Genomic DNA, 12,118 nt, shown 5'->3' on the forward strand with positions numbered 1-12,118 from the left:
CACCGCGCCCGTGAACACCCACACGTGTTCGACGCAGTCGACCCTGTCGACTTCGCTCACCGACCCATCATCTCCCGGAGGTCAACCATGCCCGTCGCGATCACTGAGTCCGCGCCGTTCGCGCAGGCCGCGACCCCCGCGGACGGGCCCGGCCGCCTGCTCATCCGCATCATCTCGGCAGGCCGCGGATCGTCCGGTGTCTACCCTGCCGAGACGCTCAAGGCCGCAGCCGAGGCGAAGGTCTTCAAGGCCGGCACGCACATGCGCATCGACCACCAGACCGACCAGGAGCGGTACGACCGCCCCGAGGGCAGCGTCTGGGACACCGCGGCGGTCCTGACCGAGGACGCCTGGTGGGACCAGGCGACGGAGTCCCTCGTGTCTGAGGCCCGCGTGTACTCCCGGTTCCGCACGATGCTCGCCGAGATGGCCCCCGACATCGGCGTTTCCATCCGTGCCAGCGCAGAGGTCGAGGCCGGTGACTGGGACGGCGAACCCGCCCGCATCATCACTCGCCTCGTCGAAGCGAACACCGTCGACTTCGTCACCCGGGCCGGCCGCGGCGGCCACATCATCGAGGTCCTCGAGGCCGCGCGCGTCGAGGAGGCCCGCAACGTCGGGCAGTGGGTCGAGTCCCGCATCCACCGCGACTTCACCGTCATCGCCGACGAGATGTTCGGCGATGGTCGCCTGACCCGCGAGGAGCGCATCGCGCTCTCCGGCGCCATCGGCGAGGCCCTCGACGCGTTCGTCAACCGCCTCGAGTCGGGCGCCCCCGACCTGTACACCCGCGACGTCTGGGAAGAGCCACCCGCGGCCACCCAGGCCGTCGAGGCCACCCCCACAGATGTCCCGAGCCGTCCGGCCGGGCAGACCACCGCCACCGAATCCCAGGAGGGAACCATGGCAACGACCGAGATCGAGGAGAGCCGCCTGGCTCAGCTCGAGACGGACGCCGGCCGGGCCACCGTGCTCGAGTCCGAGCGCGACACCGCCCGCCGCGAGCTCGCCGAGGCACACGCCGCGACCGACACCGCAACGGCCGCCCGCATCATCGCCGAGGCCAACGTCGACTTCGACGAGCTGCAGACCGCGGGCCTCCTGGCCTCCGCTCCGCGCATCGCCGAGTCCGGCCGCCTCGACACCGACGCCTTCACCAAGGCCGTCGCCGAGCACGCCGCGAAGATCGCCGAAGCCCAGGGCGCCGGCAGCGTCCGCGGCGTCGGAGGCGGCACGACCATCAGCGGCGGCGCCCCGACCGTCGCCCAGCTCGACGAGGCTGGCGCGTCCGCGTTCGGCCGCAGCGTGAAGGAGGCCTGACATGAAGAACCTCATCCTGCACGAGGCGCGACGCATCTCGCTGCCCGTCCCCGCCGACACCGCATCCGGCGCCCCCGTCAAGGTCGGCTCCATCATCGGCGTCACGGCGACCGCTGAGGGCGAGGGCGGCAACGCCCCCGGCACCGCGACGGTCTGGCGCGAGGGCTCCTACGAGCTCCCGGTCGCCGGCGCGATCGCCTCGGTCGGCCTGCCGGTCTACATCACGGCCAGCAACACGCTGACCGCCACCGCCGGCACGGACACCCTCTTCGGGTACTCGCACGGCACCAAGGGGACCGGCACCGGCCCCCTCCCGGTCATCCTCGCCCAGGTCTGAGAAAGGACCCACCATGACGCTCTCCAACGTGGGTGAGGCGTTCGGCCTCACCGATGCCGGGACCCTCCTCGGCTCCAGCCCCACCGCCCGCCGCTCCTACTCCCCCGCCCGCCGCCAGGCCATCGCCGAAGCGACCGAGCTGTGGGGCAAGGCGTGGGGCGGCTCCGACCGTGCCGCACTCCTCGTCAAGGAGGCGCTGTCCACGAGCGACCTGTTCCGCTCCGCGACCGGCGACGTCCTCGACCGCGAGCTCCTCGCCCGCTACACGGACCTCCCCGTCCAGTGGACCGGGTTCGCGCGCCGCACCACGGTCAAGGACTTCAAGCCGAAGAAGCTCATCGACATCCTCGGCGGCCGCACGGCCCTCGACGTCGTGCCCGAGCTGTCGGAGTACCCGAACGCGGTGCACGACACGAACGAGTACGAGATCTCGGTGCAGAAGTTCGGTCGCCGCTTCGGGTACTCGTTCGAGGCGTCGGTCAACGACGACATCGACGAGCTGAAGACGATCCCGGAGGCGTTCGCTTCCGCGGCTCGCATCACGGAGGACACGACGGCGAACGCGCTGATCGTCACCAGCGCGGGTGCCCCGAACCCGGCGTTCTTCAACGCGGGCAACGGCAACGCGCCGGTCGCGAAGATCCTGGACCACACGAACCTCTCGGACGCGATCACCGTCGTGTCGACGAAGGAGGACACCGAGGGCAACCTCGTCGTCCCGAACGGCCTGGTCCTGGTCGTGGGCCCGGCGCAGGAGATGAACGCGCGCCGGATCCTGAACGCGACCGAGGTCCGCGTGACCAACGGCAGCAAGACGACGCTCGAGCCGAACTGGCTCAAGGGCGTCGTGACGCTGGTCGTGAACGCGCGGCTCAAGGGCACGGCGTGGTTCGTGCTGCCCGCCCCGACGTCGGCCCGCCCCGCGATCGCGGTCGCGTTCCTGCGCGGCTGGGAGACCCCGGACCTGCGCCAGCAGAACCTGACCGGGACCCGTGTCGGCGGCGGCGCCATCAGCCCCGACGAGGGTTCGTTCAACGAGGACGGCGTGTACTTCCGCGTCCGTCACATCGTCGGTGGCGCGACCGTGGACCCGATCCACACCTACGCCGCGACCGGCGTCGGCGCCTGACCGTCCACTGAGCGAGGAGGCGCACCATGCCGATCGACTACACCACCCCCGTAGGGCAGGTGCGCCTCCTCATCGCGGACGTGAACGAGGACGCGTTCCTCCTCTCGAACGAGATGCTCACGGGCTACCTCGCCCTGAACGGCGTCCCCGCAGACGAGGCCGCGCCCCCGTCGTGGTCCGTGAAGCGGGCCGCGGCGGACGCACTCGACGCGATCGCGACGTCCGAGGTCCTCGTGTCGAAGGTCATCAAGACCCTCGACCTGTCCACGGACGGCGCGAAGGTCGCCGCTGAGCTCCGCGCGCAGGCCGTGGCCCGGCGCAAGGCGGCGGACGAGGAAGAGGCGGCCGCCGAGGACGGGTTCTTCGGCGTCGTCGAGTTCCACCCCTACCCGTCCCGCGGGCCCGAGCTCACCGAGAGGGCGTGGATCTGATGCCGTTCCCCGGAACCACGGTCATCCCGGCCGGGTGGGCCGCGCATCACAAGCCCGTCACCGAGGGCGCCATGGGAGCGACGTGCCGCATCACGACCGGTGGTGCGGGCGGCTGGAACCCAGACACCGGTGCTACCGGGCCCGGTGCGGAGACCGTCCTGTACGAGGGCAAGTGCCGCATCCAAGCCCAAGCGACCACCCCCACGACAGGGGACGCCGCGGGCCAGCTCGTCACCCAGCACACGTACCTCGTCGTGATCCCGTCCGACCAGCCGATCATCCCGACCGGCGACGCCGGCGCGAAGGTCCGCGTCCTCACCGTCGACCAGAACGGCGACGCCGCGCTTCCTGGTCGCATCCTCACGGTCTCCGATGCCCGGTACTCGTCCCTGCGATGGGAGCGAGACCTGACTTGCATCGACGACCACACGAACCAGGAGGCGCCGTGAGCTTCAGCATCGACACCTCCGAGCTCAACGCCCTCGCGGCCGACATGACCACGGTCGGAGGAAAGATCGGGCCCCTCGTCCAGACCGCGATGCGGAAGACCGCCCGGGACATCGAAGCCGACGCGAAGCAGCTAGCCCCGGTCGACACCGGCAACCTCAAGTCCAGCATCGGCCACTCCGACCTCCGCACGGTAGGGCAGTCCGGGACGCTCGAGGTCGAGATCGGCCCCACCGCGAACTACGGCGAGTTCGTCGAGACCGGCACCTCCCGCATGGCCCCGCAGCCGTACATGGGGCCCGCGTTCGACCGCAACGCTCCCGGGTTCGCGTCCGTGCTCGAGCAGATCGCGGCGAGCGTCCTGTGACCGCCGCCGACCTGCACGCCGCGACGCTGGCGCTGCTCCGCACCATCGGGACCGTGACCATCCACGATGGCAAGGTCCCACCCTCGCCCGCGGGCGACGCCGCCGGGCGCACATACCCCTACGCGGTCCTGTGGCCGTCCGCCGGGTTCTACCCCGGCACTGACGCCGACACCCTCTGCGAGGAACCGGGCGACGAACTGACCTGGCCCGTCCAGGTCACTGTCGCTGCTGGCGACCCGACCTGGTGCCTGCAAGCCGCAGACCTCGTCCGGAAGAAGCTCAACAAGGCCAGGCTCACCCCGCGGTCAGGGCTGCTCCGCCAGGACGAAGTGTCGATCCCCGCCACTCTCGATCCGGCCGTCTCTCCGGCCAGGTGGTTCATTCCGCTTCTGTTCCGCACGCAGAGCGCCTGACCGCACCCCACTAGCCCCCGTCGACCGGCGCGGGGCCCGTCGTCATGCCCAGGAGGCACGTCATGGCGCTCATCGACGCCTACCGCAAGGACACCGGGGCCAAGACCCAGATCCCCGCCCACTGGATCGGCCACCCGGTCCTCGGGAAGCCGTTCTCCAAGACCCCCCGCCAGAAGGCGGAGGACCAGGCCGCCCAGGCGGCACCATCTACCCCGGCCACCGGGGACACCACGAAGGGAAAGTGATCCCCTGTGCCGAAGACTCTCGCTGACGCACGCACGCGTCTCGTCGCACTGACGACGAAGCCCGCGAACCCCGCAGCCCCCACGGTCACCGAGCTCACCGCCGGCATCGACCTGTCCTGCCGCATCCTCAAGTCCGACTACCGACTCTCCCCCGTCGCGTCGGACACCGTCCCGGACACCGAGCTGTGCTCCGAGGGCAACGCCGTCACGTTCGGCGCCTCGAACTACGAGGGCAGCGTGACGCCGTTCCGCTACCTCACCGAGGCCGGCAAGGCCGACGCCGCCAACGACATCGCCTGGGACACGCTCAAGGAGAAGGGCACCGAGCTCTGGCTCTACGAGCGCGAGGGACCGAAGTACGACGCGGCATGGGCCGCTGCGGACGAGGTCGACGGGTACGAGGTCGTGACTGACAACCCGCAGAAGCCCTCCGACCGGGCCGGGTTCATCAAGCGCGTCGTGCCCCTGGGCGTGCAGCGCGCATGGCTCGGCGGCGTCGTCGCCGCTCCCTGACCCCAGACCCCTGCCGGCCCGTTCTTCCACGGGTCCGGGCCGGCAGGCACCCCTCTCGCAAGACCCGTGGACAACTGACCCGTGGAGGCGTCATGAGCATCAACATCGAGCAGGTCGACATCGAAGTCGAGGACTGGATCGACGGCGTGAGCTTCACGCAGGTGAAGGTCGAGATCCACCGCAACCCCGCCCTGTACGCGGACATCAAGCCGCTGTACGAGGAGATCGAGGCGGCCGAAGCAGACCTCGCCCGCCTGACCGCCCGTGCAACGAGCACCGAGCGCACCTCGGACGAATCGAGCCTCGGAGAAGAGTCCGCCGCGCCAGCCCCGGCCGACGGCGAGGAGTCCCTCGGGGAGACAGCCGCCGAGCCGGAGTCCGTCACCGAAGCGCGCACCCGCCTCGAGGCCTTGTACGCCCGGGCCGAGGACCTGTACGCCCAGTACGACGCCGACAAGGAGACGTGGACGCTGCGGGCCCTGGAGCCCGCCGAGATCCGCGCCGTCACCGCCGACCTCACCGTACCCACCGAGCCGACGAAGCTCGCCCCGAACGCGAACACCACGGCCAAGACCCGGTACCGCACCAAGTACGACACGTGGCTCAAGGACATGGCCGACTTCACCGCCGAGTCGAAGTACCGGATCCTGCAGGCCGCGGTCGTGCAGGTCGACGTCGCCGGGACCGTGAAGCCCGCCCCGTCCCTCGAGGGCATCCGCCGCGTGGCACTGCGCCCCGGCGGGAAGAAGCACTTCAACGAGCTCGTCCTCGCGCTCGAGGCCATCACCATGCAGGACGTGGTGATCCCGGCCCCAAAATCGCTGAGGCCCTCGAGCGACGACCAGGTGTCGTCCTAGCGCTGCGGGCCGCGCGCTCATGGAAGGTCCGCCCCACCGAGTACCTGGGCCTGTCGCCTGCCGGTGATCCGTGGTCGACACGCGACCGCGGGCTGACCGAGGGGCTCCTCTTGCATGAGGACTCCCTGAACCGGTTCGGCATCCCGCGTCGCGTTGCCCAGGACGACGAGATGGACGGCTGGTTCGAGGTCGACGACGAGGTTGTCGACCACGCCGAAGCGGCGTACCAGCGCTGGCAACGGGACACGAAGCATCCCGAGCCCGGCGTCGTCCCGCGCGTCATCAACACCAAGCCCCACGGTGACGCACCGCGCCCCCGTGATCGCCCTGCACGCGGATCCCTCGCGGACCACACCCTCGGCGACCAACCCGACACGTCACGGCTCGTCGAAGGCGCCCTCGGCGACTGAACACCCCAACCACACAGTGCTGACACCGGGAGGTATCCGTGGCCGACCGGTCCGTCGTGGTGCGCCTACGCGCCGACATCTCCGACTTCCAGCGCAAGATGGGCGAGGCCGCGAAGGGCACGAAGGACGCCGCCACCGGCGCCCTCGCGTTCGTCGACAAGAACGCCCAGTCGATCAACACCCTCTCCAACGGGCTCGGCCTCGTCGGCGCCGGCATGACCGGTGTCGCGGCGATCGCAGTCGCGAAGTTCGCCGACTTCGACCAGGCCATGTCTGGCGTGAAGTCGACCGGCGACGACGCCGCAGGGAGCATCGACCGTCTCCGTGAGGCGGCCCTCGAGCTCGGGGCCGACACGGTCTTCTCGGCAACTGAGGCTGCGAACGGCATCGAGGAGATGGCCAAGGCTGGCGTCTCGGCCGCGGACATTCTCGGTGGCGGACTCAAGGGCGCCCTGGACCTGGCTGCTGCTGGCGAGCTCGCTGTGGCTGACGCCGCAGGCATCGCTGCGACGGTCATGAACCAGTTCGGCCTCAAGGGCACAGACGTCACGCACATCGCGGACGTCCTGGCGGCGTCCGCGGGCAAGGCCAACGGTGAAGTCGCCGACTTCGGCCTCGCCATGAAGTACGTGGGCCCCGTCGCGTCCCAGCTTGGCGTCTCCCTCGAGGAGACGTCAGGCACGCTCGCGCTGCTCGCCGAGAACGGTCTCCTGGCCGACTCTGCAGGCACCGGGCTCCGTGGAGTCCTCATGTCCCTCACGGCCCCCACCAAGGCCGCTCAGGGCGCCATGGAGGAGTACGGCATCAGCGCGTTCGACGCGCAGGGCGAGTTCGTCGGCCTGACTTCGCTCGCCGGGCAACTCCACACGCAGCTCGGCAGCCTCACCGAGGCTGAGCGGTCCGCGGCGCTGGGCCGGATGTTCGGCAACGAACAGATCACCACGGCCCGCATCCTGTACGCGCAGGGTGCCGAGGCGATCGAGGAGTGGACGGCCGCAGTCGACGACAGCGGGTACGCCGCCGAGACTGCAGCGACCAAGCTCGACAACCTGAAGGGCGACTGGGAGGCCTTCACCGGCTCCCTCGACAGCGCACTGATCGGCATGGGCGAGGGCGCGAACGGGCCCCTGCGCATGCTCGTGCAGCAGGCCACGAAGGTCACCGACGCGTTCGGAGAGATGCCCGCTGGCGTACAGCAGGCCACGCTCGCGATCGTCGGTGGCGGCGGCCTCGTCCTCCTGGGCGTCGCCGGGATGGGCAAGCTCGCGATCGCGACCGCAGAGTCCATCTCCGCTATGAAGGACCTTGGCCTCATCACCGACGCCACCGGGTCCAAGGTCGGTGGCGTCGTCGGCAAGGTCGGGAAGTGGGCCGCCGGCATCGGCCTCGTGACCGCTGGCCTCATCGCCCTGGACGCGGCCACGAACCAGGCCGACATGGGCACCGAGGAGCTCGACTCGAAGATCAGCAAGCTCGGGTCCTCGAAGGATGTCGTCGGCGACCTGTTCCGCGACCTGGTCCCGAAGGACTCCGACCTCAAGCGCGGCGAGGCGTTCGCCGGGTTCCTCGACGACATGGCGAACCCTGGCACGTGGGACCGCATCGGCAGCAAAGCTGGCGACCTCGGTGTGTCGATCACCCGTGTCTTCGGGGACGACACGGCGAAGTGGTCCGAGCTCGAGGACCGTCTCGCTGCGGTCGGCACGCAGATCTCGATGCTCGCGACGTCGGACCTCCCGGCCGCGTCGGATGCGTTCACTGCCCTGTACGAGGAGGCGGGCGGTACCGAGAAGGTCGGACAGGACCTGCTCAAGTCCATGCCGGGCCTGCGCGACGCCCTGATCGGCATCGCGGACGGCGCCGGCCTCGCGACCGACGACGCCACACTGCTCGGCATCATCCTCGGTGAGATCAAGCCCGTGACCGAAGAGGCTGCAGGCGCGCAGGAAGAGTTCGGCGAGTCGACCTCCGGCGCGAACAGCGAACTCGCGACGCAGGCCGAGCTCCTCGCGAAGACGGCCGAGGCGCACACCACGCTGATGAACATCGTCCTCGGGGAGCGTGACGCGCAGCGCGGGTTCGAGGCTGCACTGGATGCGGCGTCGGAGGCCCTGGCCACGAACGGGGCAACGCTCGACATCACGACCGAGAAGGGCCGCGCGAACCAGGCGGCCCTCGATGCGATCTCGTCCTCGGGCGCGAAGCTCGTCGAGCAGATGGTCGCGAACGGCGCCTCTCAGGAGGAGATCTCGGCGGCCGTCGAGCGCACCCGCGGCGAGTTCATCGCCATGGCTACCCAGATGGGCATGACTGGGGGTGACGCGGAGGCGCTGGCTGACAAGCTTGGCCTGATCCCGGGTGACTACACGGCCCGCGTCATCGCTGACACCGACCCTGCACGTGCTGCGATCGACCGGTTCCTCGCGGTCGCACGGTCCCAGACCATCGTGATCCAGGCCCGGGTGAACGCTGACCCGTCCTACTCGCCTGCCCGGGCTCCGTCGATGATCATGCGTGCCGAGGGTGGGCCGGTCTTCGGGCCTGGAGGTGAGACGTCGGACTCGATCCCCGCGCTGCTCTCGAACAACGAGCACGTGTGGACCGCAGCAGAGGTCCGGGCAGCTGGCGGGCATGGCGCCGTCATGGGCCTTCGCAACGCTGCACTGGCCGGGCGTGCCCGGTTCGCTGACGGCGGGGCGGTCGGGCGCACCCAGTCCGCCGTGTACTCGCAGCCCGCGCAGCCCGCGGCGGCCACGAGCAACCGCGCCCCCGCGCAACTCACCATCCAAGCGTTCGGGGCCGACGCGAACGAAGTGTCCATGAAGGTGCTCTCCCAGATCCGCGCCGAGCTTGGCGACATGACCGTCGTGAACGGATAGGAGGCGACGTGCGAGCACCAGGATTCGGGCGACCATCCGACCTTGGCCTGACCTCCCCCGGCTGGCTTGAAGGCGACTTCCAGTCCCGCTGTATCCGGGTCCGGTACGCCGGCCTCGAGTTCAACGCGGTCCGCCGTGACCTGTTCACGGTGCGGGACCTGCCGGGCTGGTGGGAAGGCGCGCCCGACGAGACCGAGACGATCAGGCACCCGGGCGGCGACGGCGACATCCCGACGCTGCGCCGCCTGGGCGCCCGCACGATCGAGCTCGTGGGCTCGATCCATGCGGGCCGTGACGGGTCGGCAATCGAGCAGCTCGGCAGGATCCAGCGCGCACGCTCTGGGACCTTGGTCGTCTCGGAGCGCGGCGGTGACTTCTCACGCGAGGCTGACGTCCGCCAGACCGGTCTGACGTACAAGCGGCACACGCCGACGTTCATCCAGTTCTCGCTGTTCCTGCGGGCAGATGACCCCCTGCGGTATGGGTCCGGGGTGATGGATCTCAAGGCCACCACGGTGCTGCCGAACCGCGGCGACGTGACGGCGTTCCCGGTGCTGGACGTCACGGGCCCGCATGGCGCCCTGACGGTCGTGCACGCGGCTGGCACGTGGACACTCGCGGCACTGGCGTCCGGTCAGGCACGCACGGTAGACCTGCGCAACGGCGACGTCTGGAACGGTCAGGCACGGGTCTTCGGGTCCACGTCCGGCCGGGCTGCAGTCGTACCGTCCGGCGGGGCGTCCTGGACCGTCACCGGTCTTGGTGCTGGCTCCGCACGGGTCCGACGCTACGAGGCGTGGTCGTGACCGCGGTCCGCGCGTGGGTCGCCCAGGCGCTCACAGGGAACATCGTCGGAGAAGTCACCCTTGCCGGATCCTCGTCCTGGTCCTCCCGCTTCGGCGGAGGCACCTTCCGGGCCGGGATCTCCGTCGGACACCTCCTGACACGCGACCGCACCAAGATCGACTGGGCTGCGGTCTCCCGCGTCGTGTCCTGGTGCACCGGCGGCCGCTACACCCTCGTCCTGACCCGCGGTACCACCTGCCTCGGCGAGTGGCTCATCATGCGCCACACCGAGACCACGACCGACGGCATCCTGCAGGTCGAGGGCATGGAGTGGGACGGATACCCCGCCCTGCGCTCCCTCAACGACAACTACATCTACACGGGCGTCGACCAGATCACGATCGCACGCACGCTCCTGCAGGCGGCGTTCGTGTCCTACCAGCCCACGATGCAGATCACGATCCCCACCGCGACGTCGGGAGTCGCACGCACGATGGACTACAAGTCCCACTCGGCGTACTACGGCGACCTCCTGGACGAGATCAGCGAGCCGGACGACGGTTTCGACTGGCGCGTCACCCAGACCCTGACCTGGTCGGGCGGCGCGCCCACGAAGGTCACCCGCACCATCGAGTTCGGGTACCCGGCGATCTCGCGGGCGACGCAGATCGTGATCGACCACGACGGGCCCAGCGCCCGGTCAGGGAACTGCACCGCGTTCGACCAGGGGTACGACTTCCGGCGCGCGGCGCAGTCCGTATACGGCATCGGCGCGGGCGAGGGCGGCAAGCAGAAGTGGGTCGGCCTGTCCGACCCGACCCTGACGAACCAGGGCTACCTCATCACGACGAAGAACGTGTCATTCCCCGGCGTCAAGGACATCCCGACCCTGACGGCCTTGACCCGCGGCGCACTGGCGGCAGCACAGATCCTGCGCGACCCAGCCCAAGCCACGCTCCTTGTCGAGAAGATCCCCGCGTGGCCCCGGGTCGGGGACCAGGTCGGGATCGACGTCGAGCCGACGTACACTCTGCCCACGGGCAGGGAAGGGACGGCCCGCCTCGGCGACGTGTCCTTCTCCCTGACCGGCTCCCACACGGCCACCGTCACCGTCCAAGCGATCTGAGGAGGGCCGATGCGCTTCCCGTACCGCGAGAGCGTCGGATCCAACCTCCGCACCTTGTTCGGCGCCGACCGGCTGCGGGCACAGTCCCGCAACCTCGGCTCCTCGTCGATCACCCAGGGCGAGGGTTCCCTCGAGCTCCGCACCACGGACGCCGGCGGGACCGTCATGCATCTGGGCGACCTGCCGGGCGGCGGCTTCGGCATTGGCGTCCCGAATGGGGCTGGCGGGTGGCACACAGTCCAGGACGACGCGCAGGTCCGCGCAAACGCCGCCCAAGCCGCCGCTGAGGCTTCGGCCGCCGCCGCTACCTCTGCCCTCGCTGGGCGAGTTGGCACGGCCGAGGGGCGACTGGACTCGCACGCGACCCGCCTTGGGTCCGCTGAAGGTCGCCTGACCTCCGCCGAGTCGATGAACTCGACCCAGAACGGTCGCCTGGACTCCCACGCGTCACGGCTCGGCGGGACCGAGAACGACGTCACAGCCATGCAGTCCACGATCAACACCCAGGCCGCGACCATCAACAGCCTCGTGGGAGCGCTCAATGCCGCGGGCGAGCGGATGGACCGCATGGACGCCCGCATGAATCAGAACGGCCTCATGCCGTACTACCCCGCCTGACCTGAGGAGCGCTCGTGAGCACCGCCCCCCCGATCGTCATCACCCCTGCCCAGTATGCCGCCGCCGTGCAGGCCCTGGGCCTGGACCTGGCCCTGACGCACGCGGTCTCGATCACCGCGGACTGGGCCCAACTGACCCTCGTGAACACCGATGAGCACGGGGCCCCGATCGTCGAGCTCGGGCGCCTGACCACGCGCAGTGTCGGCGTCCCCATCACCCCCGCCACCTAGGAGGCTCCTC

Annotated in this window: 16 protein-coding genes; all 16 read left to right on the plus strand. The window is 70.0% G+C overall.

All coding sequences use genetic code 11. From position 1 onward, the window contains the following. Positions 1–87 precede the first annotated feature (87 nt). Complete coding sequence (locus tag H9623_RS13250; RefSeq protein ID WP_193720519.1) at positions 88–1,320, plus strand: hypothetical protein; 1,233 nt, start codon at positions 88–90, stop codon at positions 1,318–1,320. Position 1,321: 1 nt separating this feature from the next. After that, complete coding sequence (locus H9623_RS13255; protein WP_193720520.1) at positions 1,322–1,657, plus strand: DUF2190 family protein; 336 nt, start codon at positions 1,322–1,324, stop codon at positions 1,655–1,657. 13 nt (positions 1,658–1,670) lie between these two features. Beyond that, positions 1,671–2,786, plus strand: a complete 1,116-nt coding sequence (locus H9623_RS13260) for a phage major capsid protein (protein WP_193720521.1) — start codon at positions 1,671–1,673, stop codon at positions 2,784–2,786. 26 nt (positions 2,787–2,812) lie between these two features. Further along, positions 2,813–3,217, plus strand: coding sequence for a hypothetical protein (locus H9623_RS13265; protein WP_193720522.1), 405 nt, complete (start codon positions 2,813–2,815; stop codon positions 3,215–3,217). Then, positions 3,217–3,666, plus strand: a complete 450-nt coding sequence (locus H9623_RS13270) for a DUF6093 family protein (protein ID WP_193720523.1) — start codon at positions 3,217–3,219, stop codon at positions 3,664–3,666. The genes H9623_RS13265 and H9623_RS13270 overlap by 1 nt, the downstream gene beginning before the upstream one ends. After that, a complete protein-coding gene (locus H9623_RS13275) occupies positions 3,663–4,031 on the plus strand; it encodes an HK97-gp10 family putative phage morphogenesis protein (protein ID WP_321575435.1) in 369 nt (122 codons plus the stop codon). The genes H9623_RS13270 and H9623_RS13275 overlap by 4 nt, the downstream gene beginning before the upstream one ends. Then, complete coding sequence (locus tag H9623_RS13280; protein WP_193720525.1) at positions 4,028–4,444, plus strand: hypothetical protein; 417 nt, start codon at positions 4,028–4,030, stop codon at positions 4,442–4,444. The genes H9623_RS13275 and H9623_RS13280 overlap by 4 nt, the downstream gene beginning before the upstream one ends. A 62-nt stretch (positions 4,445–4,506) precedes the next feature. After that, the gene (locus H9623_RS13285) at positions 4,507–4,689 is read left to right on the plus strand and encodes a hypothetical protein (protein ID WP_193720526.1); all 183 of its coding nucleotides are present in this window, start codon (positions 4,507–4,509) and stop codon (positions 4,687–4,689) included. 6 nt (positions 4,690–4,695) lie between these two features. Next, positions 4,696–5,202 carry a phage tail tube protein gene (locus H9623_RS13290; RefSeq protein ID WP_193720527.1) on the plus strand — a complete coding sequence of 169 codons (507 nt, stop codon included), beginning with the start codon at positions 4,696–4,698 and terminating at the stop codon, positions 5,200–5,202. 92 nt (positions 5,203–5,294) lie between these two features. After that, the gene (locus H9623_RS13295) at positions 5,295–6,059 is read left to right on the plus strand and encodes a hypothetical protein (protein ID WP_193720528.1); all 765 of its coding nucleotides are present in this window, start codon (positions 5,295–5,297) and stop codon (positions 6,057–6,059) included. 110 nt (positions 6,060–6,169) lie between these two features. Beyond that, complete coding sequence (locus H9623_RS13300; RefSeq protein WP_193720529.1) at positions 6,170–6,469, plus strand: hypothetical protein; 300 nt, start codon at positions 6,170–6,172, stop codon at positions 6,467–6,469. 38 nt (positions 6,470–6,507) lie between these two features. Continuing rightward, positions 6,508–9,348: a phage tail tape measure protein gene (locus H9623_RS13305; protein ID WP_193720530.1), complete on the plus strand. Its 2,841-nt coding sequence runs from the start codon at positions 6,508–6,510 to the stop codon at positions 9,346–9,348. An 8-nt stretch (positions 9,349–9,356) separates the two neighbouring features. Next, a complete protein-coding gene (locus tag H9623_RS13310) occupies positions 9,357–10,154 on the plus strand; it encodes a hypothetical protein (protein ID WP_193720531.1) in 798 nt (265 codons plus the stop codon). Further along, positions 10,151–11,260, plus strand: coding sequence for a hypothetical protein (locus tag H9623_RS13315; RefSeq protein ID WP_193720532.1), 1,110 nt, complete (start codon positions 10,151–10,153; stop codon positions 11,258–11,260). The genes H9623_RS13310 and H9623_RS13315 overlap by 4 nt, the downstream gene beginning before the upstream one ends. A 9-nt stretch (positions 11,261–11,269) precedes the next feature. Continuing rightward, positions 11,270–11,878, plus strand: coding sequence for a hypothetical protein (locus H9623_RS13320; RefSeq protein WP_193720533.1), 609 nt, complete (start codon positions 11,270–11,272; stop codon positions 11,876–11,878). Positions 11,879–11,892: 14 nt separating this feature from the next. Then, a complete protein-coding gene (locus H9623_RS13325) occupies positions 11,893–12,108 on the plus strand; it encodes a hypothetical protein (RefSeq protein ID WP_193720534.1) in 216 nt (71 codons plus the stop codon). The last annotated feature ends 10 nt before the right edge of the window (positions 12,109–12,118 follow it).

Source organism: Oerskovia douganii (genome assembly GCF_015142735.1).
GTDB classification, from domain to species: Bacteria; Actinomycetota; Actinomycetes; order Actinomycetales; family Cellulomonadaceae; genus Oerskovia; species Oerskovia douganii.